The 24,977-nt window shown below is 72.5% G+C and carries 25 protein-coding genes; 6 read left to right on the top strand and 19 right to left on the bottom strand.

Translation table 11 applies throughout. The features are described 5' to 3' along the window. Positions 1–71: 71 nt before the first annotated feature. Entirely contained in the window at positions 72–866 is a 795-nt protein-coding gene (locus Cco03nite_RS34055) for an alpha/beta fold hydrolase (protein ID WP_203697931.1), read from the bottom strand. 79 nt (positions 867–945) lie between these two features. Between Cco03nite_RS34055 and Cco03nite_RS34050 the strand changes: the two genes are divergently transcribed. Together Cco03nite_RS34050 and Cco03nite_RS34045 are read left to right on the top strand one after the other, a co-directional pair. Next, a complete protein-coding gene (locus Cco03nite_RS34050) occupies positions 946–1,470 on the top strand; it encodes a PadR family transcriptional regulator (protein ID WP_203697930.1) in 525 nt (174 codons plus the stop codon). Positions 1,471–1,485: 15 nt separating this feature from the next. Beyond that, the gene (locus Cco03nite_RS34045; protein WP_203697928.1) at positions 1,486–3,966 is read left to right on the top strand and encodes a DEAD/DEAH box helicase; all 2,481 of its coding nucleotides are present in this window, start codon (positions 1,486–1,488) and stop codon (positions 3,964–3,966) included. 64 nt (positions 3,967–4,030) lie between these two features. Here Cco03nite_RS34045 and Cco03nite_RS34040 read toward each other — a convergent pair whose 3' ends face one another. Further along, a complete protein-coding gene (locus Cco03nite_RS34040) occupies positions 4,031–4,426 on the bottom strand; it encodes a RidA family protein (RefSeq protein WP_203697927.1) in 396 nt (131 codons plus the stop codon). A gap of 31 nt (positions 4,427–4,457) precedes the next feature. Further along, complete coding sequence (locus Cco03nite_RS34035; RefSeq protein WP_239167891.1) at positions 4,458–5,687, bottom strand: threonine/serine exporter family protein; 1,230 nt, start codon at positions 5,685–5,687, stop codon at positions 4,458–4,460. 273 nt (positions 5,688–5,960) lie between these two features. Between Cco03nite_RS34035 and Cco03nite_RS34030 the strand changes: the two genes are divergently transcribed. Beyond that, the gene (locus Cco03nite_RS34030; RefSeq protein WP_203697925.1) at positions 5,961–6,200 is read left to right on the top strand and encodes a hypothetical protein; all 240 of its coding nucleotides are present in this window, start codon (positions 5,961–5,963) and stop codon (positions 6,198–6,200) included. A gap of 23 nt (positions 6,201–6,223) precedes the next feature. Here the strand turns inward: Cco03nite_RS34030 and Cco03nite_RS34025 are convergent, their stop codons facing one another. Further along, positions 6,224–6,856 carry an alpha-ketoglutarate-dependent dioxygenase AlkB gene (locus Cco03nite_RS34025; RefSeq protein WP_203697924.1) on the bottom strand — a complete coding sequence of 211 codons (633 nt, stop codon included), beginning with the start codon at positions 6,854–6,856 and terminating at the stop codon, positions 6,224–6,226. A gap of 222 nt (positions 6,857–7,078) precedes the next feature. Between Cco03nite_RS34025 and Cco03nite_RS34020 the strand changes: the two genes are divergently transcribed. After that, positions 7,079–9,229, top strand: a complete 2,151-nt coding sequence (locus tag Cco03nite_RS34020) for a serine/threonine-protein kinase (protein WP_203697923.1) — start codon at positions 7,079–7,081, stop codon at positions 9,227–9,229. 43 nt (positions 9,230–9,272) lie between these two features. On the opposite strand, the gene mscL is transcribed toward Cco03nite_RS34020, so the two are convergent. The 8 genes from mscL to Cco03nite_RS33980 all read right to left on the bottom strand — a co-directional run bounded on the left by mscL (position 9,273) and on the right by Cco03nite_RS33980 (position 16,289). After that, entirely contained in the window at positions 9,273–9,704 is a 432-nt protein-coding gene (gene mscL / locus Cco03nite_RS34015) for a large conductance mechanosensitive channel protein MscL (RefSeq protein WP_203697918.1), read from the bottom strand. Positions 9,705–9,764: 60 nt separating this feature from the next. Next, on the bottom strand, positions 9,765–10,805 hold the full coding sequence (locus tag Cco03nite_RS34010) for an NAD(P)/FAD-dependent oxidoreductase (protein ID WP_203697917.1): 1,041 nt from the start codon (positions 10,803–10,805) through the stop codon (positions 9,765–9,767). Continuing rightward, a complete protein-coding gene (locus tag Cco03nite_RS34005) occupies positions 10,802–11,314 on the bottom strand; it encodes an isoprenylcysteine carboxyl methyltransferase family protein (RefSeq protein ID WP_203697916.1) in 513 nt (170 codons plus the stop codon). Before Cco03nite_RS34005 ends, Cco03nite_RS34010 begins: the two co-directional genes overlap by 4 nt. Positions 11,315–11,318: 4 nt before the next feature. After that, entirely contained in the window at positions 11,319–12,401 is a 1,083-nt protein-coding gene (locus tag Cco03nite_RS34000; RefSeq protein ID WP_203697915.1) for a type III polyketide synthase, read from the bottom strand. A gap of 171 nt (positions 12,402–12,572) precedes the next feature. Continuing rightward, positions 12,573–13,997 (bottom strand): ribosome biogenesis GTPase Der, encoded by a 1,425-nt coding sequence (gene der / locus Cco03nite_RS33995; RefSeq protein ID WP_203697914.1) that lies wholly within the window; start codon positions 13,995–13,997, stop codon positions 12,573–12,575. 76 nt (positions 13,998–14,073) lie between these two features. Further along, the gene (cmk, locus tag Cco03nite_RS33990; RefSeq protein ID WP_239167888.1) at positions 14,074–14,742 is read right to left on the bottom strand and encodes a (d)CMP kinase; all 669 of its coding nucleotides are present in this window, start codon (positions 14,740–14,742) and stop codon (positions 14,074–14,076) included. Between the two features lie 228 nt (positions 14,743–14,970). After that, positions 14,971–15,741, bottom strand: coding sequence for an endonuclease V (locus Cco03nite_RS33985; protein ID WP_239167887.1), 771 nt, complete (start codon positions 15,739–15,741; stop codon positions 14,971–14,973). Then, positions 15,738–16,289: an NUDIX hydrolase gene (locus Cco03nite_RS33980; protein WP_239167886.1), complete on the bottom strand. Its 552-nt coding sequence runs from the start codon at positions 16,287–16,289 to the stop codon at positions 15,738–15,740. Before Cco03nite_RS33980 ends, Cco03nite_RS33985 begins: the two co-directional genes overlap by 4 nt. Before the next feature lie 196 nt (positions 16,290–16,485). On the opposite strand from Cco03nite_RS33980, the gene Cco03nite_RS33975 reads away from it, so the two are divergent. Next, positions 16,486–17,346, top strand: a complete 861-nt coding sequence (locus tag Cco03nite_RS33975) for a hypothetical protein (RefSeq protein ID WP_203697912.1) — start codon at positions 16,486–16,488, stop codon at positions 17,344–17,346. 130 nt (positions 17,347–17,476) lie between these two features. Continuing rightward, entirely contained in the window at positions 17,477–17,842 is a 366-nt protein-coding gene (locus Cco03nite_RS33970; RefSeq protein WP_203697911.1) for a nuclear transport factor 2 family protein, read from the top strand. A gap of 4 nt (positions 17,843–17,846) precedes the next feature. On the opposite strand, the gene Cco03nite_RS33965 is transcribed toward Cco03nite_RS33970, so the two are convergent. The 7 genes from Cco03nite_RS33965 to Cco03nite_RS33935 all read right to left on the bottom strand — a co-directional run bounded on the left by Cco03nite_RS33965 (position 17,847) and on the right by Cco03nite_RS33935 (position 24,903). Beyond that, positions 17,847–18,620, bottom strand: coding sequence for a TIGR03089 family protein (locus Cco03nite_RS33965; RefSeq protein WP_203697909.1), 774 nt, complete (start codon positions 18,618–18,620; stop codon positions 17,847–17,849). 59 nt (positions 18,621–18,679) lie between these two features. After that, entirely contained in the window at positions 18,680–19,486 is an 807-nt protein-coding gene (locus Cco03nite_RS33960; RefSeq protein ID WP_203697907.1) for a pseudouridine synthase, read from the bottom strand. Next, positions 19,473–20,390, bottom strand: a complete 918-nt coding sequence (gene scpB, locus Cco03nite_RS33955; RefSeq protein ID WP_239167885.1) for an SMC-Scp complex subunit ScpB — start codon at positions 20,388–20,390, stop codon at positions 19,473–19,475. Before scpB ends, Cco03nite_RS33960 begins: the two co-directional genes overlap by 14 nt. 142 nt (positions 20,391–20,532) lie before the next feature. Next, positions 20,533–21,600 (bottom strand): segregation and condensation protein A, encoded by a 1,068-nt coding sequence (locus tag Cco03nite_RS33950; protein WP_373314395.1) that lies wholly within the window; start codon positions 21,598–21,600, stop codon positions 20,533–20,535. 52 nt (positions 21,601–21,652) lie between these two features. After that, a complete protein-coding gene (locus Cco03nite_RS33945) occupies positions 21,653–22,582 on the bottom strand; it encodes a ParA family protein (RefSeq protein ID WP_203697899.1) in 930 nt (309 codons plus the stop codon). Between the two features lie 242 nt (positions 22,583–22,824). Continuing rightward, the gene (ald, locus tag Cco03nite_RS33940; RefSeq protein WP_203697898.1) at positions 22,825–23,937 is read right to left on the bottom strand and encodes an alanine dehydrogenase; all 1,113 of its coding nucleotides are present in this window, start codon (positions 23,935–23,937) and stop codon (positions 22,825–22,827) included. Between the two features lie 375 nt (positions 23,938–24,312). Further along, on the bottom strand, positions 24,313–24,903 hold the full coding sequence (locus Cco03nite_RS33935; RefSeq protein ID WP_239167884.1) for an NUDIX domain-containing protein: 591 nt from the start codon (positions 24,901–24,903) through the stop codon (positions 24,313–24,315). Positions 24,904–24,977 lie beyond the last annotated feature (74 nt).

Below are 24,977 nucleotides of genomic sequence, written 5' to 3'. Positions count from 1 at the left end.
CCGCGACCGTGTCGCGGCCCGCCACCGGCGTGCCCGGACCGTGCCGGCTGGGCCGTCGCCCGGCGCGGGGGTCAGGCCAGCACCCGGGCCGTGAACGGCTGCACGGCCGCGCGCCAGCCCGCCGGGTCCTCGCGGTGCAGCACGTGCCCGGACTCGGGCAGCAGCACGAACTCGCCGTCGGGCAGCAGTTCCGCGCCCTCACGCTGGCCCTCGGCCGGGTTGTCGCTGCGGCCGCCCGCGACGACCAGCGCCGGGCACGTGACCATTGCCAGCTCCAGGCGATGGTCGCGGGCCGCCCAGTGCTCGACCGTGGCGAGCAGGTGTGCGGTCCGCGTACGCGGTCGCCAGCCGTCCGGGGCCTGCCACATCACCTCGGCGAACGCCTCCCCCAGCGCCGGCCGCTCGGCCCCGAAGTGGGCCCGCACCGCGTCCGGCGAGGCGAACGGCACCGGCCAGCTCGCCAGCCAGTCCCGCCAGCTGCTCACCGCGTCGGCGGGGGTGACCGGGCTCATGTCGCCGATGACGATCGCGCGCACCAGTTCGGGCCGCCGCCCGGCGAGCTGCCACGCGGTCAGCCCGCCCATGGAGTGGCCTATCACCAGGGCGGGCCCCAGGCCCAGGCGCTCGATCACCGCGGCGGCGTCACCGACGTAGGCGTCGCGGGTGTACGGCCCGTCGGGGTGCTCGCTGCGGCCGTGCCCGCGGGCGTCGTAGCCGACGACACGGCCGTACGCGGTCAGCCACGACGCGGTGGACGCCCAGGTGGCGGCGTGGTCGGTCAGGCCGTGCAGCAGCAGGATGCCCGGCCCGGTCCCGCCGAACTCGGTCACGCGCAGCCGCGTCCCGTATGCGCCCTCGATCTCCATGACACCCTCCTTGGCATACCTCGGTTCGAGGCATCAAGGTAGCGGGTACCTCGAATCGAGGCAAGGCAGAATGAGCCGTGTGATCGAACTCGCCATCCTTGGTTTCCTCGCCGAGCAGCCGCTGCACGGCTACCAGCTGCGCACCCGGATCGCCCAGCTCGCCGGGCACGCCCGGCCGATCAGCGACGGCAGCCTCTACCCCGCGATCACCCGGCTGGAGAAGGCCGGGCTGCTGGTCCGCCGCCTCGAAGCCGGCTCGGCCGCGGCCCAGCGGCACACCCTCGACCTCACCGCCGCCGGGCGCGCGGAACTGCTGCGCCGCCTGGCCGAACCCGCCGAGCTGGACATCACCGACAGCACCCGGTTCAACGTGCTGCTGGCGTTCCTCGGCCGGCTCGGCGACCCCGCCGCGCAGTGCCGCGTGCTGCGGCGGCGGCTGGACTTCCTGACGACCCCGGCGAGTTTCTTCTACGCCGGCGACCGGCCCCAGCGCGCCGCCGAGCAGGCCGATCTGTTCCGCCGGGGCATGCTCACCGTGGCCCGCGCCACCAGCCGCGCCGAGCAGGCGTGGCTACGCGAGGCGCTGGCCGAGCTGGCGACGTGAGACCATTTATCCACCATGACGCTCACTGATCACCTCCCCCGCGACACCGATCCCGACTCCCTCTTCGACGCCTTCTCCGGCTGGGTCACCGAGCAGGGCATCTCGCTGTATCCGGCGCAGCAGGAAGCGCTCATCGAGATCGTCTCCGGGGCGAACCTGATCCTGAGCACCCCGACCGGCTCCGGCAAGAGCATGGTCGCGCTCGGCGCGCACTTCGCCGCGATGGCCGAGAACCGGCGCACCTTCTACACCGCGCCGATCAAGGCGCTGGTCTCGGAGAAGTTCTTCGCCCTGTGCGCGGCGTTCGGGCCGGACAACGTCGGCATGATGACCGGCGACGCGGCGGTCAACCCGGACGCGCCGATCATCTGCTGCACCGCGGAGATCCTGGCCAACCTGGCCCTGCGCGACGGTGCGGACGCCGACGTCGGCCAGGTCGTCATGGACGAGTTCCACTTCTACAGCGAGCCCGACCGGGGCTGGGCCTGGCAGGTGCCGATCATCGAGCTGCCCGACGCGCAGTTCGTGCTCATGTCGGCCACCCTGGGCGACGTCACCCGGTTCGTCGACGACCTCACCCGGCGCACCGGCCGGGCCACCGCCGTGGTCAGCTCCGGCGAGCGGCCCGTCCCGCTGATCCACTCCTACGTCACCACGCCGCTGCACGAGACCATCGAGGAGCTGCTGTCCACCAAGCAGGCCCCGATCTACATCGTGCACTTCACCCAGGCCGCGGCCCTGGAGCAGGCCAGCGCGCTGATGAGCATCAACATGTGCACGCGCGCGGAGAAGGACGCCATCGCCGAGCTGATCGGCACGTTCCGGTTCACGGCGGGCTTCGGCAAGACGCTGTCCCGGCTGGTCCGCCACGGCATCGGCGTGCACCACGCGGGCATGCTGCCCAAGTACCGCCGGCTGGTCGAGCAGCTCGCCCAGGCCGGCCTGCTGAAGGTCATCTGCGGCACCGACACCCTGGGCGTCGGCATCAACCTGCCGATCCGCACGGTGCTGTTCACCGGCCTGAACAAGTTCGACGGGCAGCGCATGCGGCTGCTCAAGGCGCGCGAGTTCCACCAGATCGCGGGGCGCGCGGGCCGGGCGGGGTACGACACCCTCGGCACGGTCATCGTGCAGGCCCCCGAGCACGTGGTCGAGAACGAGAAGGCCGTCGCGAAGGCCGCCGGCGACCCGAAGAAGCTGAAGAAGCTGGTGCGCAAGAAGCCGCCGGAGGGTTTCGTCGGCTGGGCGCAGCCCACCTTCGAGCGCCTGGTGTCCGCCGAGCCCGAGCCGCTGACCTCCAGCTTCAACGTCAGCCACGCCATGGTGCTCAACGTCATCGAGCGCGGCGGCAACGCCTTCGCCAACATGCGCCACCTGCTCACCGACAACCACGAGACCCCGGCCGCGCGGCGCAAGCACATCCGCCGGGCGATCATGATCTACCGGGCGCTGCGGACCGCGGGCATCGTCGAGCAGGCCGACGACGGCCGCGTCCGGGTCACCGACGAGCTGCAGCTCGGCTTCGCGCTCAACCAGCCGCTGTCGCCGTTCGCCGTCGCCGCCATCGAGCTGCTCGACGCGCAGTCGCCCGGGTACGCCCTGGACGTGGTGTCGATCATCGAGGCGGTGCTGGAGGACCCGCGGCAGATCCTCTACGCCCAGCAGGACCGGGCCAAGGGCGAGGCCGTCGCGCAGATGAAGGCCGACGGCATCGAGTACGAGGAGCGCATGGCGCTGCTCGAAGGCGTCACCTGGCCCAAGCCGCTGGAGGAGCTGCTCGAGGTCGCGTTCGAGTCCTACCGCAAGGGCCACCCGTGGGTCGACGACCAGCGGCTGTCCCCGAAGTCCGTGGTCCGGGACATGTTCGAGCAGGGCATGACCTTCACCGAGTACATCAGCTTCTACGGCCTCACCCGCTCCGAGGGGCTGGTGCTGCGCTACCTCGCCGACGCGTACCGCACGCTGCGCCAGACGGTGCCCGAGGACAGCAAGACCGAGGAGCTGCACGACGTCATCGAGTGGCTCGGCGAGCTGGTCCGCCAGGTCGACTCCAGCCTGCTCGACGAGTGGGAGCAGCTCAGCAACCCCGGTGACGCCCCGGTCGAGGCCGCCCCGCCCGCGGTCACCCGCAACGTGCGCGCGTTCCGGGTGCAGGTCCGCAACGCCCTGTTCCGCCGGGTGGAGCTGGCCGCCCGCCGGCGCTGGGAGGCGCTCGGCGAGCTGGACGCCGCCGACGGCTGGGACAGCGAGGCCTGGCGCGAGGCGCTGGAGCCGTACTTCGAGCTGTACGACGAGATCGGCATCGGACCCGACGCCCGCGGCCCGGCCCGGATCATCATCGAGCAGGGCAAGGACGTCTGGAAGGTGCGCCAGATCCTCGACGACCCCGACGGCCACCACGACTGGGGCATCACCGCCGAGGTCGACCTCGCCGCCTCCGACGAACACGGCCAGGCGGTCATCACCATCACCGACGTCGGCCAACTCGGCGCCTGACCCCCTCCCCTCGCGCAATTCTTGAAGAGTCGCGGCCACCGGCATCCGCCGAGGCCGCGACTCTTCAAGAGTTACGGCGGGGTAGGTGGGCGTCGACCTCGATCTCGATCCTCATGCGGGGGTCGGCGAGGCCGCAGACGAGCATCGTCGCGGCGGGGCGCACGTCGCCGAAGGCTCGGCGCAGCACCGGCCAGCACGGTTCGAAGTCGGCCCGGTCGGGCAGCAGGTAGCGCACCCGCACCACGTCGGCGAAGCCGCACCCGGCCTCGGCCAGCGCCGCCTCGATGTTGCGCAGGCACTGCTCGGCCTGCGCCACCACGTCGTCGGAGATCGTCATCGTGGCGTAGTCGAATCCGGTGGTCCCGGACACGTACACCCGGTCGCCGTCGACCACCGCCCGGGCGTACCCGATCTGCTCCTCGAAGGTCGACCCGCTGAGAATCACCCGCCGCACGTTCACCGCCGCATCCTAACCGCGGCCCGGCCCGGGTTCAGGCGGAGCGGGAGGTCAGCAGGCGCGAGCTCGCAGTGACGTTGGACAGCAGGCTGGAGCCGACCAGCACGCCCAGGGACACCGCGACCACGGTCAGGAACGCGGTTACCAGATTGGACCGGCCCGTGCCGGACAGCTCCACCAGGCCGGTCAGGCCGGTCACCCCGACCAGGCTGAGCGCGCCCGGCACCAGCAGCCAGAACGACGGCAGGAAGACGACCTGCGCGGGCGGGCCGTGCAGCCGCTGCACCGCGTTGGCCAGCGGCACGATCAGCAGCCCGCCGACGAACGCCGCGAAGACCCCGCCGCCGACCTGCCCGGCCAGGTACTGGCCCGCGTACGCCAGCAGGAGCGTGACCAGCAGCCACGGCAGCGAGCGCGACGGCGCGGAGCTGTTGAGGTAGATGCCGAAGCCGAACACCAGCACCCCGACCCACGGCGCCCACACGCCCAGCGGCTCGCTCGGCGCGACCGCCTGCGCGGGCCCGGCGATCTGCATGCCGGCGTAGATGCCGAAGGTGAGCAGGAGAAGCACGTACACGCTGGAGACCAGCCGGCTCGCGCCGCTGATGATGGACCGGGTGACCATCTCCTGCGCGCCCAGTGTCAGCGCCGCCCCGGGCAGGAACGTGGCCAGCGGCGGGATCAGCAGGCTGGCCGGGTCCGCGCCCAGTTCCGGGCTGTACCGGTAGGCCAGCACGGTGACCAGCATCGCCGCCGCCACCGGCAGCGCCAGCGACAGCACCTGCACCCGCTCGGCCAGCAGCCGCAGCACCCCGACGAGCAGGCCGAGCAGGGCCAGGCTGACCAGTGCCCGGCCCTCGCGGACGAACAGCAGCCCGATGCCGACGGTGAGCACCCCGTGGCCGAGCACGGTGACCACCGCGCCGAACCGCGGCGGCGCGTCGAGGATGTCCTGCACCCGCTCGATGCCCTCGGCCGGCGGGATCGGGTTCGCTTTGACCTGCTCGAACAGCTTGTACAGCCGGTCGACCTGGTCCAGGCGCAGCGGCGGCCCGTCGGCGTTGGCGAAGTCGACGGTGACGCCGCCCTCCGCCCCGGCCCGCACGAACACTCCGGTCGGCACGACCAGGAACTCCACATCGCCCACGCCGTACGCGTCGGCGATGGCGACCAGCTCGTCCGGGATGCGGTTGGCGGTCTCCCCGGCCAGGCACAGGGCGACCCCGCACTTGCGGAGGAACTCGAGCAGATTGTCGGGCGGCATGGTCACTGCGGCAGTATGGATCACCGCGGCGCGCGGGAGAAGGCCCGTTGCGGACCGTGGGACGGGGCGCAGGCCGCGGAGTTCTTCGGCGGCGGGCCGCTCGGCGGCATAGCTGTCTCTGCCGGTTTACATCTTTTTTGATGTGGCCACATCAAAAAAGATGTATACCCGCTCGGTCCTATCCCTTGCCGAGGCGGCGCGGACCCCACGCGCTACGTCGCCCGTTGGGCGGAACTCGGACGAGCCGGGCGCGACGACGCCGACAATGTACCCATGACGGACGAGCATGCGATGCAGCGTGAGCTGGAGCAGGTCGATGCGATGATCGCCGAGTTGCGCAGCCAGGCGAACCAGATCCGGCAGGAGGTCGGCAACCGCGAGGACGGCCCTGGCGACCCCGGCGACACCACCCTGCTGATCAGCAGTGCGGAGGAGCAGGAGGCACTGGTCGCCGTGCTGGAGGACCGGCGCGGCAAGCTCCGCGAACGCCTCGGCCTGGGCGCGGAGGGCTGACCGGGCAGGTCGGCCGCAGGCGCTCAGGCCACGTTGACCGGGCGGAACTGCACGCTCACGCGCGGGCCGACGTGGCGGGCCGTCTTCGGGATGGCGTGCTCCCAGGTGCGCTGGCAGGAGCCGCCCATGACGACCAGGTCGCCGTGGCCGAGCGGGAACCGGATGCTCGGCTCGCCGCCGCCGCGCGGGCGCAGCAGCAGCGGCCGGGGCTCGCCGAACGACACGATCGCGACCATGGTGTCGGTGTGCCTGCCCCGGCCGATGGTGTCGCCGTGCCAGGCCACGCTGTCGCGGCCGTCGCGGTAGAGGCACATGCCCGCCGACACGAACGGCTCGCCCAGCTCCTCTGCGTAGAAATCCGACAGTGCGGTGCGGGCCTGGTCGAGCACCGGGTGCGGCAGCGTCTCGTCGGGGCCGTACCAGCGCAGCAGGCGGGGCACGTCGACCTCGCGCTCGTACATCTCGCGGCGTTCGGCGCGCCAGTCGACCCGTTCCAGCAGCACGTCGAGGATCTGCTCGGAGCCGTGCACCCAGCCCGGCAGGTGGTCGACCCAGGCGCCGCGGGTGAGCGGGTGCCGGGTCACCGCCCCGGCCAGCGGGCCCAGGGTCGCCCGCTCATCAAGATCGAACATCGATGGTTGGTGTGCATGCGCCATGAGCAGGGATTCTATACCCTGTTCGAACAGGGGTACCAATCCATGGGACTCACTACCCTGGCTGGGCGGCCAACCGGACGGCAGGGCATGATGACTGCCGAAGCGCTCCCAGACGGCATATCCAATCACGACTGTTGTATGTGGTGTCGAACCGCCCGTCGCGGATAGACGGGGATAGTATGCCGCGCGGGAGCGCAACTGGGAGCCGACTGAGGGTGTCGTATGAGGCCGCTGGGAACCACCGACCCGCACTCCGTTGCTACGTACCGGCTGGTCGGCGTGCTCGGCGGCGGCGGCATGGGACGGGTCTACCTCGGACAGTCACCGAGCGGGCGCTACGTCGCGATCAAGGTGATCCGCCCGGAGCTGGCCGCCGACCCGATGTTCCGCCGCCGGTTCACCCGTGAGGTCGCCGCAGCGCGCCTGGTGAACCCGCTGTTCACCGCGGCGGTCGTCGACGCCGACACCGAGACCGAGTCGCCGTGGCTGGCCACCACCTACATCGAGGGGCCGAGTGTCGAGCAGCGGGTGCGCTCCAGCGGCCCGCTGTCGGTGACCGCCGCGCTGACCCTGGCCACCGGCCTGGCCGAGGCGCTGGCCTCGATCCACCGGGCCGGGCTGGTGCACCGCGACCTGAAACCGGCCAACATCCTGCTCGACGACACCGGCCCGCACATCATCGACTTCGGCATCGCGCTGGCCACCGACGCCGAGCGCATGACCACCGGCGTCAACGTCGGCACCCCGTCGTACATGGCCCCCGAGCGCATCCAGGGCGAGGACGCCGGAGCGCCGGGCGACATCTTCGCCCTCGGCGCCACCCTGTACTTCGCCGCGACCGGCCGCACGCTGATCAGCGGCGGCAGCATGTTCGAGCAGATCAACCAGGTGACCCAGGGCCGGTTCGACCTGAGCGTCCTGCCGATCCAGCTGCGCCCGTTCGTGGTGCGGTGCATCAGCCTGCGCCCGCAGGACCGGCCCACCGCCAAGGAGCTGTCCCGCATCCTCATCGGCACCGGCGTGTCGACCCCGACGCCGGGCTGGTTCCAGCCGCTGATCGCGCTGCCGAGCGGCGAGCCGCAGCCGATCGAGCCCCCCGCGCCGACCTGGGGCACCCCGAAGCCGTGGCAGCGGCGGCCGGTCCTGGCCGGCGCCGTGCTGGGCGCGCTCGGGCTCGCGGCGGGCGGCGTGTGGGCGGCGACCCGCGGCGGCAACACCGCCCCGCCCGGCGGGCCGGGCCCGGCCACCGAAGGTCCGGCCGCCTCGCCGAGCCCGACCGGCCCGCTCCAGCCGGGCTCGGTGCGCTGGCAGGTCAACTCGCAGACCCTCCCCGGACCGCTGCACCTCGTGGTGGCCGACAGCGGGCGGCTGATCGGCACGGACGGGCGGCGCGTGTTCGCCACCGATCCGTCCGGCCCGGGCCAGAACCAGGCCTGGAGCGTACGCATCGACGCCGAGCCGCTCACCGTGCGCGACTGGGGACCGGCCGTGCTGGTCACCGCGGACAGCCGGCTGTGGCGGGTGGAGAACGCGACCAGCCGGGTGGGCTTCGAGGGCATCGACGCCGGCGGCACGGTCGGCGACGTCGCGCTGGCCGCCGACCGGGCGTTCGTGGGGCTGCCTTCCTCGGTGCGCGCGTTCAACCGGGTGGGCGCGCCGGTGTGGCGGCAGGACGTGCTCGAGTCTCCGCTGATCGCCGACATGACCTGGCTGGTCACCAGGCAGGAGCGCAACGGCACGGTGCGGATCACGCTGCGCGAGGCGGCCACCGGCGTCCAGCGGTGGCAGGTCTCGTACCAGCTCGCCCCGCCACCCGCCGACCAGGGCCGCGGCGGACCTCCCGGAGGCGGCCCCGGCGGACCCGGCGGCCCGGGTGGCGGCCCGCCCGACGACGCCTGGGAGGCCGTCGAGGCCCGGCTGAACGCCGATCACCTGCTGCTGCGCGAGGGTGGCGAGCTGCGCGTGCTCCGGCTGTCGGACGGGCGTACGCGATGGAACAAGCCCTGGCAGAAGCCGGTCGCCGCCATCGAGATGATCGGCGACACCGTGGTGATGGCCGCCGACGGCATCTACGGGTTCCGCACCGACACCGGCGTGGAGAAGTGGAAGGTCCCCGCGCGCGGGGCCCGCCTGGCCGCGTCGCCGGACGGCAGGTACTGCTACGCCGTCGCCCAGCAGAGCTTCGCCGCGATCGATCCGGATACCGGCGGCAGCGCCTGGTCCGAGGCCCTGCCCCCGGTCGCCCGCGAGGAGAACGTCAGCGGCCTGGTGGTGCGGCATCCGACCGCGTTCATCCTGCTGCGGCCGCCGCCGTTCCAGGACACCGAGGTGCCCGACGTGCTCGCGATCGCGCTCACCGCCGGGCCGCGATAGCCGCGGGTGACGGCGGGCGGCGTGGCGCCGCCCGCCGCGAGGCTCAGCGGTCGGCCGAGTGCTCGCTCTCCTGGCGGGCGGCCTGGGCGGGCACCCGGGCGGCGACCAGCGCGTCGCGGATCTCGGTGAGCAGGCGGATGTCCTCGGTCACCGGCGCGGGCTCGGGCTCCTTGCCCTTGTTGCGCCGCTCGGCCAGCTTGTTCATCGGCAGCACGACCAGGAAGTACAGCACGGCGGCGGTCATCACGAAGGTGATCACCGCGCTCAGGAACGCCCCGAAGTCGAGCACGCCCTTGCCCAGCGGCACCGACAGGCCGGTGGCCTTGTCCGGAGCGCCGATGAAGTTGATCACCGGGGTCAGGAACGAGGCTGTGAAAGCGTTGACCAGACCGGTGAACGCCGCACCGATGACCACACCGACCGCCAGGTCGACGACGTTGCCGCGCATGATGAAGTTCTTGAAGCCGTTCAGCATGTCCCACACCGTATCCGAGGGCGCGGCCCGCGCCACGGACGCGACACCGTGATCTGACGCCTATCCCGCCAGCACGTTCACCGCGCCGCGGAACAGCGGCGGGACCGCGACGCAGAGCGGCACGACCGCGCCGCGCACCGGCCGGGCGGCGGTGAGCAGCACCAGGCCCCGGGTGAGCAGGCGGTAGGTGCGGGTACGCCGTCGCCACTGCGCCTCGTACCCGGCGAGGTCGCCGCTGACCAGCGCGGACACCGCCGCCTCGGCCTGGTCCAGGGCCAGGCTGACGCCTTCGCCGGTCAGCGCGTCCTCGTAGCCGGCGGCGTCGCCGACCAGCAGCACCCGGCCCCGGACCCGGGCCCGCACGGTGCGGCGCAGCGGGCCCGCCCCGCGCACCGGCCCGGCCGGTCCCGCGCCGCCGAGCCGCGCCTTCAGCTCGGGGAACCCCTCGAGCAGCGCCTCGTAGCCCAGCCCGGCCCGGCGGTGCAGGATCGCGACGCCGACCAGGTCGGGCGCGACCGGGGTCACGTACGCCTCGGCGTGCGCGGACCACCACACCTCGACCAGGTCCGACCAGGGCGCGACGGCGTAGTGCCGGCGCTGCCCGAACCGCGCCGGGGTGCCCGCCGCCGAGGCGATGCCCGCCTCCCGGCGTACCCGCGAGTGCAGTCCGTCGGCGCCGACCAGCCAGCGCGCGCGTACTCCCGCCGCTTCGACGCCGTGGGCGTCCTGCCGCAACCCGGCGACGCGCCCGCACGACCACTCGATCCCGGCCGACGCGGCACGCTCGCGCAGCGCCGCCTGGAGCGTGGTGCGCCGGACCCCGCGGCCCGGCCCGGCCGCGAAGCGGGCGTGGGCCGACCGCCGCCCCGCCCGGTAGGCGATGCCGTGGAACGGCACCCCCGCCGGGTCGACGCCCAGCGCCAGCAGCCGGGCCAGCCCACCGGGCATCAGCCCCTCCCCGCAGGCCTTGTCGATCGGATCGGCGCGCGGCTCGACCACCACCACCGACAGCCCCGCCCGCCGCGCCAGCAGCGCCGTGGCCAGCCCCGCCGGCCCACCCCCGGCGACCAGCAGATCGGCGTCGAAGCCCGCCGGCCTCACGCGGTGGCTTCGGCGAGGGCGGTGTTCTCCACGCGGATGCGGACGGCCAGCATGGCGAAGTTGAGCACGGTGAAGGTGAGGGCGGTGAGCCAGGCGGTGTGGACCAGGGGCAGGGCGAAGCCTTCGACGACGACGGCCAGGTAGTTGGGGTGTTTGAGCCAGCGGTAGGGGCCGCGGTCGACCAGCGGCAGGCCGGGGACCACGATGACCAGGGTGTTCCAGCGGCGGCCCAGGGTCGTCACGCACCACCAGCGCAGCGCCTGGCTCGCCGCGACCAGGGCCAGCATGGTCCAGCCGAGCACGGGCAGGAACGGCCGGTCCAGCAGCCACACCTCGGCCAGGCACCCGGCCAGCAGCGCGGTGTGCAGGGCCACCATGTACGGGTAGTGGCTCCGGCCGTACTCGCGGCCGCCGTTGGCCAGCGCCCAGGCCGCGTGACGCTTGGACACCACCAGCTCCACCAGCCGTTCGGCGGCCACCGCCAGGATCAGCAGGGTGTACGCGGGCACGCTGTCACCACCTCAGCAGGACGAGTTCGGAGCAGAACCCCGGCCCCATGGCGATCATGAGTCCGGGCTGGTCTTCGCCTGGCGGGCCGGCCATCGCCTCGTGCAGCACGTCCAGCACCGACACCGACGACAGGTTGCCCCGCCCGGCCAGCGAGCGCCGGGTCGGCATGAGCGCGTCGCCGGGCAGGCCGAGCACCTTCTCGATGGTGTCGATGACCTTCGGCCCGCCGGGATGGCAGATCCACGTCGCGATGTCGGCGGAGTCCAGGCCGTGGTCGGTCAGGAAGCCGCGCACGTCGCCGCCGAGGAAACGCTCGGCGATCGGGGCGACCTCGTTGGACAGCACGATCCGGAAGCCGCTGGAGCCGATCCGCCAGCCCATCACCTGCTCGGTGTCCGGGTAGAGGCGGCTGCGGGTGGCCAGCACCCGCGGCCGTCCCGGCGCCGGGACGGCTCGGCGGCCGCCGAGCAGCACCACCGCGGCCGCGCCGTCGCCGAACAGGCTGGAGGCGACCAGGTTCGCGGGCGTGGTGTCCTCCTGCTGCACGGTCAGCGAGCACAGCTCGACCGCCAGCAGCACCGCCACCTGGTCCGGGAAGGCGCGCAGGTAGTCGTGCAGCCGGGCCACCCCCGCCGCGCCGGCCACGCAGCCCAGCCCGAACAGTGGCAGCCGCTTGACGTCCGGCCGCAGGCCGACCCGCGCCGCCAGCCGGGCGTCCAATGACGGCACGGCCAGCCCGGTGACGCTGGTGGTCGCGACCAGATCGACCTCGTCGGGCCGCACCCCGGCCGCGTCCAGCGCCGCCCGCAGCGCGGCCTCGCCCAGTTCCTGGGCCACCTCGATGAACGCGTCGTTGGCCTGGGTGAACCCGGTCAGCCCGGCGTACTGGTCCAGCGGCAGCGCCAGGTGGCGGGTCTGCACACCGGTGGTCCGTCCGAACCGGGCGAACACCTCCCGCCCGGGATGCTCGCCGGGCAGGCACATCGCGGTGAACTCGGCGACGATCTCCTCCTGGCGGTACCGGTGCGCCGGGAACGCCAGCCGCACCGCCGCCACCTGCGGGGAAGACTCATCGATGTGAATCATGTACTGACAGTACCGTCCGCAGGTCCGTCTGCCCACGATCGCCGCGTGGGCCGCGCCGCCCCCGTCCGGTGTGGACCGGGCGCGGCCGGTGGACCAGCCGCGATCAGCCGTCCCCGCCGGATACGGCGAAGCTCCGCCGCGCCGGGACGGCGGGCGGAGCTTCGTGGACGGTCAGCCGTGGGTCCTGCCGCGGCCGCCGGGGCCCTTCTCCTTGCGGGGCTTGACCGCGATGTCGATCGGGCTGCCCTCGAAGCCGAACTCCTCACGCAGCTTGCGCTCCACGAACCGGACATAGCCCGGGTCCAGCGGCTGCGTCGTGAACAGCACGAACTTCGGCGGAGACACGCTGGGCTGGGTGGCGAACAGGATGCGCGGGGCCCGGCCGCCGCGCACCGGGTGCGGGGTCGCCTGCACCAGCGCGGTCAGCCACTGGTTGAGCTGCCCGGTCGGGATGCGCTTCTCCCAGCTCGCCAGCGCCGTACGCAGCGCCGGAGCCAGCTTCTCGACGGCACGGCCGGTCAGCGCGGAGATGTTGACGCGCAGCGCCCACGGGATGCGCTTGAGCTCCCGGTCGATCTCCTTGTCCAGGTAGTGCCGCCGGTCGGCGTCGACCAGGTCCCACTTGTTGAAGGCGAGCACCACGCCGCGGCCGGCCTCCGACACCATCGACAGCAGGCGCTGGTCCTGCTCGCTGATGACCTCGCTCGCGTCCAGCAGCACGACCGTGACCTCGGAGGTCTCGATCGCGGCGGCGGTGCGCAGGGAGGCGAAGTACTCGGTGCCGCTGGCCTTGCCGACGCGCTTGCGCAGGCCGGCGGTGTCGACGAACTGCCAGGTCTGGCCGCCGATGACGACCAGGGTGTCGACCGGGTCGACGGTGGTGCCGGCGACCGAGTCGACGACCGAGCGCTCCTCGCGGGCGAGCCGGTTGAGCAGGCTGGACTTGCCGACGTTGGGCCGGCCGACCAGCGCCACGCGGCGCGGGCCGCGCGGGCCGGGCACGTGGTCCTCCAGCGGAGCCTGCGTCGGGAACGCGTCCAGCACCGCGTCGAGCAGGTCACCCGAGCCGCGGCCGTGCAGCGCCGAGACGGGCCACGGCTGGCCCAGCCCGAGCGACCACAGGGCGTGCGTCTCGTACTCCATGTTCTGGTTGTCGGCCTTGTTCGCCACCAGCAGCACCGGCTTGGAGCTGCGGCGCAGCATCTTCACCGCGGCGGCGTCCTCGTCGGTCGCGCCGATGGACGAGTCGACCACGAACAGCACCACGTCGGCGGCGGCGATGGCGGCCTCGGCCTGCGCGGCGATCGCCGCGGCCCGGTCCTTGGCGTCGGGCTCCCAGCCGCCGGTGTCCACGACGGTGAACTTGCGGCCCGACCACGTCGCGTCGTACGCCACCCGGTCGCGGGTCACGCCGGGGATGTCCTCGACCACCGCCTGGCGGCGGCCGATGATGCGGTTGACGAGGGTGGACTTGCCCACGTTGGGGCGGCCCACCACCGCCAGGACCGGCTGCGGCGTGACCACAGGCGTGACCGGAGCTGCCTCCGGCGTCGGCTGGTCGACGACCTCCAGCTCGGTCCATTCAGTGTTGCTCATGCCGGTTCCTCGCTTCGCTCACAACCGTCATGAGCAACCATGAGCACTGCGCCCATGATTCGCTCGCTGCGCTCGTTCATACTGCCTTCCTTGCCGTCAGCAGCCGGTGCAGCTCGCTGACGACCTCATCGATGCCCAGCTCGGTCGAGTCGAGCACCACCGCGTCGGCGGCCTGCTGCAACGGGTTGACCTTGCGGGTGGAGTCCAGGTGATCACGACGGGCCAGGTCGGCCTCGGTCGCAGCGTGGTCGACGGCGTTCTCGGCACTGCGCCGGCGCGCCCGCTCGGCGGAGGAGGCGGTCAGGAAGACCTTGAGGTCGGCGTCGGGGGCGACCACGGTGCCGATGTCCCGGCCCTCGACCACGATCCGCGCCGACTCGTCGATGATCGCGCGCTGGCGGGCGGTGAGCACCTGCCGGACGAACGGCACCGCCGACACCGCGGAGACGGCGGAGGTGACCTCGCCGCCGCGGATCGGGCCGTCCACGTTCTCGCCGTTCACGCTGATCGACGGCCGCTCGGGGTCGGTCGTGATGATCAGCTCGCAGTCGACGGCCACCTTGGCGATGCCGTCGGGGTCGGTGAGGTCCACGCCCGCCTGCAGCACGGCCCAGGTCAGCGCCCGGTACATCGCGCCCGTGTCGAGGTAGCGTGCGTCCAGGCGCTGCGCCAGCCGGCGCGACACCGTCGACTTGCCCGAGCCCGAGGGCCCGTCCACCGCGACCACGCAGCGCAACTCAGCCACGACCCATCCTCCGCCCCTAGGTTTGATGCTCCCATTCTGCCCGGTCCGTCCGGACGCCGATCAGGCAGAGGGCCTCCAGGCGGCGCAGAACACGTCCCGCCGGCCACAACCGGCCCGCCTGTCACACGCCGACCTGCCCGAACCCGGCCGTTCCGGCAGCGCCGGCGTGCTCCGGGACGGCCACCCCGGTGACGAGGGACTCACCGCGCCCGACGGCGGTGAGCCGCGTCACGCCACCGCGGGAGCGGCGTGGCCGCCGCCGGCCGGCAGCCCGCCGAGCAGGCGGCGGGAGAGCTGGTCGGCGTGCCGGGTGGTCTCCGGCAGCCGGAAGCGCGGCGACAGCGCCAGCGTCAGCGCCGTGGCCGTGTCGAGATCCATACGGTGCCCGACGGACACGAACACCGGCTTGACCTTCGGCTGGGTACGCAGCACCCGCCCCAGCACCGCGCCGTCCTCGGTCAGCGGCGACCAGTCGCCCCGGCCCGGCCCGGGTTCGGCGTGCGCTTCGCCAGTGGCGACCCCTTGCGCCCCGCCTGAACGGCGGGACGCAGACGACTCACCACCGGCGCCCATGAACGGCGTCTTGGCCACCCCGAACGCGGGCAGCCCGGTGAGCACGCCGACGTGGCAGGCCAGCCCGAAGCGGCGCGGATGCGCCACCCCGTAGCCGTCGCACACCAGCACGTCCGGGGTGACCGTGAGCCGCTCCAGCGCGTCGACCAGCGTGGGCAGCTCCCGGAACGCCAGCAGGCCCGGCACGTACGGGAAGCTCACCGCCCCGGCCGCGGTGACCGCCTCGACGACGGCCAGCGTGGCCACGTCCAGCACGACGACGGCGGCCACGGCCCGCCCGGTCTCCCCGTCGTACGACACGTCCAGCCCGGCCGCGGTCCGCACGACCGGGGGCGGCCCGGCCGGCTCGACCCGCTCGCGCAGGGCGAGCTGCTGGCGCAGCGCCTCGGCCTCGTCGGCCGGCCAGGGCTCGTGCGGCACCCTCACGTGGCCCAGCCCAGCCGGGCCATGGCGTTGCGCACCACGCGCGCGGTGTCGGTGCCCAGCGGGCTGGGCAGCGCGTCCGGGGGGAACCAGCCGAGCTCGTGCGACTCCTCGCTGACCTGCGCCACCGCGTCCGCGGGCGCGTGCACCAGGAAGATCACGTCGTGGTGCCGGTTGAGGCTGCCCGCGCAGTTCACGTGGTGCACGTCGACGTCGACCGGCACCGGGTCGACGACCAGCCCGGCGATGCCGCTCTCCTCGGTGGCCTCGCGCAGAGCGGCCGCGGCGAGGTCGCCGTCCTCGGGTTCGAGGTGGCCGCCGAGCTGGCACCAGATGTCGTGCCGGCCGTGCAGGCAGAGCAGGATGCGGGTGCGGTCGTGGGAGACGATGATCGCGCTCGCGGTGACGTGGCCGTCGGGGTGCGGCTTGCCCATCACCCGGGGGCCCTGCTCCAGCAGCTCCATCGTCTGGGTCCAGTCGGCCGCCGCGTCGGCGGGCGGGCGCCAGCCGGTCAGCAGGCGTACGGCGTCGGCATGCAGGGTCTGTGTCACCCGGCCGATGCTAGTGCCCGGCGCGTGCACCCCCGCGGAGGCCCGCCCACGCGGTTACGAGACGGCTTCATGAAACCCCAGGTCAGAAACAATCTTGAGAACAAGTCCGAGCAATTCGGGCTAAATCAGCACCACTCTGGGAGAAATCTGATAGCACCCCCTTTTACCTGGGCTTATGCCTTCTTAATATCGGCCAATGCCCCCGCATACCCCCCGTGATCAGCAAGACCGACGCACCGCCACCGCCGAAGGCACCCCCGCCTCCGGCCGGCACCGCCGTGACGACGGCTGGCAGGCTCGGCACCGCCGCGAGCGGTCCCGGGCGCAACGCCTGCTCGCCCCCCTGCTCACCACCGCCGCGCTCGCCGGAGTCGGCGCCGTCGCGATCCTGTCCGGCGCCGGCCGCCCGGCCGTCGTCGAGCCGCCGACCGCCGCCGGGCTGCTGCCCGGCAACGCCGTGGCCTCCCCCGTCATGCTCGCCGCCGGCGACGTGACCAGCAGCGCGCTGCTGCACCGTCTACCGCAGCTGCGGGCCGCCAAGCCCGGCACGCCCGCGGTCAAGCCGAAGCCCAAGCCGAAACCCAAACCCAAGCCGAAGCCCAAGCCGGTGGTACGGGTCGTGAAGCTGGTCGCCGGCATGGACCGCCAGCAGATGGACAACGCCGCCGCGATCGTCAAGAAGGCCCAGTCCATGGGCCTGACCAAGTGGGCGATGATCGTCGGCGTGGCCACCGCCATGCAGGAGAGCCGCCTCTACAACGTGGCCAGCCATGTCGTGCCCGAGTCGCTGAACTACCCGCACCAGGGCACCGGTTCCGACCACGACTCGATCGGCCTGTTCCAGCAGCGCGCCAGCGGCAGCTGGGGCTCCGTCAAGGAGATCATGCAGCCGTCGTACGCGGCCGGCGCGTTCTACCGCCGCCTCGTGCAGATCGACGGCTGGGAGAACATGTCGCTGACCCGCGCCGCGCAGTCGGTGCAGATCTCGGCGTTCCCCGACGCGTACGCCAAGCACGAGGACAACGCGACCCTGATCGTCAACGCGGTGCTGAACTGACCCGGCGGATCACCGGGCCGCCGTCCGACCGGTTCCACGGAGCGGACACCGACCGTGCCCCGCCGCCGGATCGGGTTAGGTTCAGGCGGCGGGTCCCGGTCGGCGGGGTCCACGGCGGACGGGGAAGCCGATGTCGAACGAGCTGGACGCGACGGAGTTCAGCCGGCGCTGGGTAGCGGCGTGGAACGCGCGCGACGTGGCGGCGGTGCTGGCGCACTTCCACGACGACGTCGTGTTCTCCTCACCGCTGGCGGCCCAGCTGTTCCCGGAGACCGGCGGGGTCGTGCGCGGCAAGGAGGCGCTGCGGGCGTACTGGGCCGAAGGCCTGAAGCGGCTGCCCGACCTCCACTTCACCGTCGAGGCCGTGTACGCCGGCGTCGGCTCCGTCGTCATCAACTACCGCAACCACCGCGGCCAGCTGGTCAACGAGGTGCTCGTCTTCGACGGCGACCTCGTTCGCGAAGGCCACGCCACCTACCTGCGCCAGGACGGCTGACCGCTCAGATGACCCGGGTGACGCCCTCGGCGGCGATCCGGGCGTCGAGGGCGCCGCGGTCGAGGTTCGCGCACAGCACCACCGACGCGCCCGCCGCCAGCGGGGTCAGCAGCCACATCACGGGCTGCTCGTGCTTGGCGACGTCTACCAGCAGCTTGTCGCCCGCGCGCAGACCGAGCTGGTCGGCGACGCCCCGGGCCAGGCCGCCCCACTGCCGGTAGGTGGTGCCGTCGGGGCTGGCCGCGTCGGTGCTGCCGAACGACCCGTACGCGGGCAGGTTCGCCGGGTGGCGGGACGCCTCGGCGACGAAGTCCCGGTAGCCGTCCGGCGCCTCGTCGAGCGGTGCGCCGCCGGGCGCGAGGCCGAGCACGTAGCGGTGCCGCGCCTCGGGGACCTGCTCCAGCCAGCTGCCCAGCCGCTGACTGCTCACGAACAGCGCGTCGAGGGGGTCGTTCTCGCCCTGGCCGACCGGGGCGAGGCCCGCGGTGGCCCAGGGGCGGAACGAGACCGCGGCACCGATCGACCACGCGCCCAGCAGCACGGCGGCGGTCTGCCAGTGCGGCGGCAGCAGCACCGCGACCCGGGAACCGGTGTCGAGCCCGCAGTCCGCGCGCAGCAACCCGGCCGTCCGCGCGGCCAGGCCGCCCAGCTCGGCCGCGGTCAGCTCGACGCGCTCGCCGGTGGCGTCGTCGCAGTAGGTCAGCAGCGGCCGGTCGGCCCCGGCGAGCTTGTCCCCGCCGAGCAGGGCGGGCAGGTCGGTGACGGTCGTCGGCTGCATCGGACGGCTCCCCGGCGGTATGGCGTGCGGCGATCCCGCCCACCATATCCACGCGCGGGTCAGTCCTCGTACACCTCGGGGGTCTCGCGGATCGTCTCCTCCTGCGCCGCGCCGCGGCCCTTACGGTCCGTGATCTTGAACAGCGCGGCCACCTCGCCCGCGTTGAGGCGGCGGTGCCGGCCGGCCTTCAGGTCGCCGAGCTTGATGGGGCCGATCGCCGTGCGCACCAGCCGCTGCACCGGGAAGCCGACGTGGTCGAACATGCGCCGCACGATACGGTTGCGGCCCTCGTGCAGCACCACCTCGATCAGCGCCTGCTTGTCGATGGCCTGCTTGAGGCGGTAGTCGTCGAGCCGCGCCGGGCCGTCCTCCAGCTCCACGCCCGCCATCAGCTCCCGGCCGACCACCCGCGGCAGCGGCCCGACGACCTCGACCAGGTACGTCTTGGGCACCTCGTACGACGGGTGCATCAGCTTGTGCGCGAGCGTGCCGTCGTTGGTGAGCAGCAGCAGGCCCTCGGAGTCGGCGTCGAGCCGGCCCACGTGGTACACCCGGGTCGAGATGTTGCCGATGTAGTCGGCCACGGCCTCGCGGCCCTTGTCGTCGGCCATCGTCGACACCACGCCGCGCGGCTTGTTCATCGCCAGGTAGACCAGGTTCGCGTCGGTGACGATGCGCTGGCCGTCGACGTGGATGACGTCGGCGATCGGGTCGGCCTTGTCCCCGAGCTTGGCGACCTTGCCGTTGACGGTGACCCGCCGCATGGCGATCAGGTCCTCGCTGGCCCGACGGGACGCGACACCGGCCTGGGCCAGGATCTTCTGCAGCCGCTCAGCGCCGTCAGTTTTTGCGTCAGCGCTGCTCATCAGCGATCTCCTCGACGTTGTCAGGTAGGAACGGGGCCAGTGGCGGGAGCTGGGCGACGGAGTCGAGGCCCAGCTTCTCCAGGAACAGGCTGGTGGTGCGGTAGAGGAAGGCGCCCGACTCGGGCTCGGTGCCGCACTCCTCGATCATGCCCCGGGTGACCAGGGTACGGATGACGCCGTCGCAGTTGACGCCGCGGATCGCGGAGATCCGCGAGCGGGTCACCGGCTGCTTGTACGCGACCACGGCCAGGGTCTCCAGGGACGCCTGGGTGAGCCGCAGCTGCTGCCCGTCGAGCACGAAGCGCTCCACGTAGGGCGCGTACTCGGCGCGGGTGTACAGCCGCCAGCCGCCCGCGGCGCGGCGCAGGTCGAAGCCGCGGCCCTCGCGGGTGTACGACGCCGACAGGTCGATCAGCGTGCCCGCGATCAGCTCGGCGGGCACCTCCAGCACCTCGGCGAGGGTCAGCTCGCTGACCGGCTCGTCGACGACCAGCAGGATCGCCTCCAGGGTCGGCACGAGGTCGGCCTCGGCCACACCGGGCGGCGGGGCGGCGAGCTTCGCTCCGGCGTACGCGACGGCGGCCTCGGCGCTGTCGTCCGGAGCGTCCACGTCCAGACGCGGCACGGTCGGCTCGTCCAGGCCGAGCGCCGCGGCGAGGTCGTCCACGGCGACGATCTCCGCCACGTCCTCCTCGTCCGGCTCGTCCTCGACAGCGGCCAGCGCCTCGACGGCGTCCCGCGCCTCGCCAGTGTCCTGCAGCTCGGCAGTGTCCTGCGCCTCGACGGCGTCCTGCGGCTCGGCAGTCTCCGGCAGCTCGGATTCCGTGAGGTCGCTCAGTTCCGCGGCGACCTCCTGCCCGGCCGCGAGGGGCGCGGGCTCGGCCGGCGCCGCGGGCTCCTCCACCAGCGCAGCCTCCGGCTCCGCGTGGGGAAGGTGCCCTTCCTCTACGGAATCCGATGGGAAGGTGCCCTTGCTTTCCTCGGGGTCGGGGGTGCGGGCCCAGGGGGGGACCCAGGATGCGGCTTGTTGTTCGAGGGACTCGTTGTCAGTCATCGTGTTCTGCTCCCCCGCCCTTGCCGGGCTGTCGCGCTGCGGGCTCCGCCGCCGTCTCCTGCGTACCCGGATCGTTCGCGTCCGACTCCGGGTCGGCCGGCTCGTCCTCCGGCTCGTCGTCGTCGAGATCTTCGTCCGGATCGTCGTCGGGCTCGTCGCTGTCGGGCTCGTCGTCGGGCTGGGTGGGCGACTCGGCGGCCAGGGCCTGTTTCGCCTCGTCGTCGCCGTCGTAGTCGTCGACCGCGAGGTCGCCGGCGGCCGCCTCGCCGCCGGTCCAGTGCACCGTCAGCTCGCCCAGCGCCAGTTCCTGGTCGAAGCCGACCAGGCCCTCCCGGTACAGCTCCAGCAGGGCCAGGAAGCGGGCGACCACCTCCAGGGTGTTCTCGCAGTCCTCGGTGAGCCGGCTGAACGTGGCGGTGCCCAGCTCGAACAGGCGGGCGCGCAGCAGCTCGGCGTGCTCACGCACGCTGACCCGGACCTGGTGGATGTGCGCGACGGAGACCAGCGGCGGGGCCGCCTTCGGGGTGAACGCCTTCAGCGCGAGCTTGGCGAACCGGTCCACCCCGATGCCGAGCACCAGGTCGGGCAGCGCCTCGGCGTACTGCGCCTCCAGCGCCACCGAGCGCGGCCAGCGGCGACCGCCGGTGGACTCCAGGTCGGCGATGAACGCGGCGGCCTGCTTGAACGCGCGGTACTGCAGCAGCCGGGCGAACAGCAGGTCGCGGGCCTCCAGCAGGGCGAGGTCCTCCTCGCTCTCGACCTGCGCGGCGGGCAGCAGCCGGGCGGCCTTCAGATCGAGCAGGGTGGCCGCGATGACGAGGAACTCACTGGCCTCGTCGAGGTCCCAGTCCTTGCCCATGGCTCGGATGTGGGCGATGAAGTCGTCGGTCACCCGGTGCAGCGCGACCTCGGTGACGTCGAGCTTGTGCTTGCCGATGAGCTGCAGGAGCAGGTCGAACGGGCCCTCGAAGTTGGTGAGCCGCACGGTGAAGCGGCCTGAACCGGACGGTTCAGCCGACTGCTCTCCGGCCGGGTCGGCCGTCACCACGGGATCGCTCACGCCGCAAGTATCCCAGCAGGTCAGTTCGCGGGTGCAGGCCGGTGGGCCCCGGTCACCGGCGGGCGGCCTCGGCGGCGATGACCTCGCGCGCGAGCTGCCGGTAGTTGCGCGCGCCCGACGAGGCGGGATCCAGCGACGTGATCGGCGCGCCGGCCACGGTCGACTCCGGGAACTTGACCGTCTTGGTGATCACGGTCTGGTACACCTTGTCGCCGAACGCCTCGACGACGCGCTGCAGCACCTGGCGGCAGTGCGTGGTGCGGCTGTCGTACATGGTGGCGAGGATGCCTTCGAGTTCCAGGTCGAAGTTGAGCCGCTCGCGCACCTTGTCGATGGTGTCCAGCAGCAGCGCGACCCCGCGCAGGCTGAAGAACTCGCACTCCAGCGGGATGAGCACGCCGTGGGCGACGGTCAGCGCGTTGATGGCCAGCAGGCCCAGCGACGGCTGGCAGTCGATGAGGATGTAGTCGTACTCCTTGCGCACCGTCTTCAGCACGCGGGCCAGCGCCATCTCGCGGGCGACCTCGTTGACGAGCTGGATCTCGGCGGCCGACAGGTCGATGTTGGCGGGCAGCAGGTGCAGCCCGGCGACGTCGGTCTTGATGATGACGTCCTCGGCGGTGACGTCGTCCTGCATGAGCAGGTTGTAGACCGACAGGTCGAGGTTGTGCGGGTTGACGCCCAGGCCCACCGACAGCGCGCCCTGCGGGTCGAAGTCGACGAGCAGGACCTTGCGGCCGTACTCGGCCAGGGCCGCGCCCAGGTTGATGGTGGTCGTGGTCTTGCCCACGCCGCCCTTCTGGTTCGCCATCGCGATGATCCGCGCCGGGCCGTGCCGATCGGTCGGCATCGGTTCGGGGATCTCCTTGCGGGCGGTGTAGGCCGACGGATCAGCCGGACCCAGGTCAGCACCGAGGTCCATGCGGGACTGTTCCGCCCGCAGCGTCGAGGTCCATGCCTCCGCGCGCCCGTTGCCTGCCATCTCCGCTACGCCCTTCCCGACGACATCCGTCCGGCCGGATGAGGCACCGTCGTGAGTGGGCCATCAGCTCCCCGACCGGCCGCATGCGTGTCGTCGTCGTCCGACTGTACGTCACCGACCACCTCGGCGTACCGCCACGGCTCGGCGTGTCTTCACGATCCCGGCCGGACCCGGTCGCCGGAAGACGTGAACAGCATGAGGCCGGTGGCGCTCGAACGCCACCGGCCTCAGAAAATCGCTGGTCAGAGCAGCGAGTCGACGTCCACGGCGGTGAGGCCGTGCGCCTCGGCCACCGGGCCGTAGGTGATCTCGCCCGCGTGGGTGTTCAGGCCCAGCTTCAGGGCGGGGTCGCGGCGCAGCGCCTCCTGCCAGCCGTGGTTGGCCAGCTCGACCGCGTACGGCAGGGTCACGTTGGTCAGCGCGTAGGTGCTGGTGTGCGGGACCGCGCCGGGCATGTTCGCCACGCAGTAGAAGACCGACTCGTGCACCTTGTACACCGGGTTGGCGTGGGTGGTCGGGTGCGAGTCCTCGAAGCAGCCGCCCTGGTCGATCGAGATGTCGACGAGCACGCTGCCCGGCTTCATCCGGCTCACCAGCTCGTTGCTGACCAGCATCGGGGCCTTCGCGCCCGGCACCAGCACCGCGCCGATGACCAGGTCGGCCTCCAGCACCGCCTTCTCCAGCTCGAACGCGTTCGACATGACGGTGCGGACCTGGCCGTGGAACAGCTGGTCGACCTCGCGCAGCTTCTTGATGTTCTTGTCCAGCACGGTCACCTCGAAGGCCAGTCCGTGGGCGATGGTCGCGGCGTTCATGCCGGACACGCCCGCGCCGATGACGACGGCCTTGGCCGGGCGCACGCCGGGCACGCCGCCGGGCAGCACGCCCCGGCCGCCCGCGAAACGCATCAGGTGGTACGCGCCGACCTGCGGGGCGAGCCGGCCGGCCACCTCGCTCATCGGGGCCAGCAGCGGCAGGGCGCGGTCGGCGGTCTCGACCGTCTCGTACGCGATGCCGGTGACCTTCTGCGTCATCAGCGCGTCGGTGCACTCCTTGGACGCGGCCAGGTGCAGGTAGGTGAACAGCACCTGCCCCTCACGCATGCGGTGGTACTCCTCGGCGATCGGCTCCTTGACCTTCAGGATCAGCTCGCCCTCGGCCCACACCTCGTCAGCGGTGGGCAGGATGCGCGCGCCGGCCGCCACGTACTCCTCGTCAATGATGGAGGAGCCCAGACCGGCGCCGGTCTCGATGACGACGTCGTGTCCGTTGCGGACGAACTCGTGTACGCCCGCCGGGGTGATCGCCACCCGGTACTCGTGGTTCTTGACCTCGCGGGGGATACCGACCTTCACGACTGCACCTTCCTCGATCCTGCGCTTGCGGGAGGGCCCGACGGCACCGTTGCCGCAGGTCTACCCCCCGCGGCGGCAGTCTAGGCCCGGATATCGGCCCAAAGCGCTTGACAGGATGCAAGCTGATGCCTCGCCGGCTTGACATGGTGTCAAGACGGCGCGCTGCCGCCCTGCGATCAACTCAAGGATAGTGCTGAATCGGATATTTACCGCTTACCGCCCGCCGACCGGCCCGCGCCCGCCCCACGATCGTCGGACTTGCCCGGCACCTGTGCGTATCTTGACCGCGCATTCGCCCAGGTGCCTGGCAAGTCGAACGATCATGGTGCGCCACGCGACCGCACCGCACGAACCGCGGCCCGGCCGGCGGGACGGTCAGCGGGGCGGGACGGGGGTGTCGGCCGGGCGGAGGCCGGCGAAGCCGGTGTCGCGGGCGCGGGCGGCGGCGAGCAGGCCGCCGACGGCGGGACCGTTGGTGATACGGCCGTCGAGGACCATGGCCACGGCGTCGTCGAGTGGGACGAGTTCGACCTGCATGTCGGCCTCCTCGTCGGTGCGGGCGTGGCGCTCGTGCTCGGGGATCGCGGACAGGTCGCGGGCCAGGAAGACGCGGATCATCTCGTCGGAGCAGCCGGGTGTGGTGAACATGTCCACCAGCAGGTCCACCCGGCCCGCGGTGAGGTCGGCCTCCTCGGCCAGCTCGCGCAGCGCCGCCGCGGCCAGGCCCTCACCCAGCACGTCGATCAGGCCCGCGGGCAGTTCCCACAGGTAGCGGCCCACCGGGTGGCGGTACTGGCGGACCAGGACCACCCGGCCCGCGTCGTCCAGCGCGACCACGCCCACCGCGCCGACGTGGCGCACCACGTCCCGCCCCGCGACCTCTCCCCCGGGCATCGTCACCTGATCGGTGACCACCCGGAAGATGTGCCCCTTGAACCGCTCGGTGCTGCCGACGACCTCGTACACACGGGCTCCTGTTCGGAAACGACGCTGGTCGCAGGCGAAGAGCCTGCGACCAGCGTGGTTGTTCGGTTGTCCGG

Origin of the sequence: Catellatospora coxensis (assembly GCF_016862635.1) — a bacterium.
Classification (GTDB): domain Bacteria; phylum Actinomycetota; class Actinomycetes; order Mycobacteriales; family Micromonosporaceae; genus Catellatospora; species Catellatospora coxensis.
This window is presented reverse-complemented; position numbering and strand designations above follow the sequence as displayed.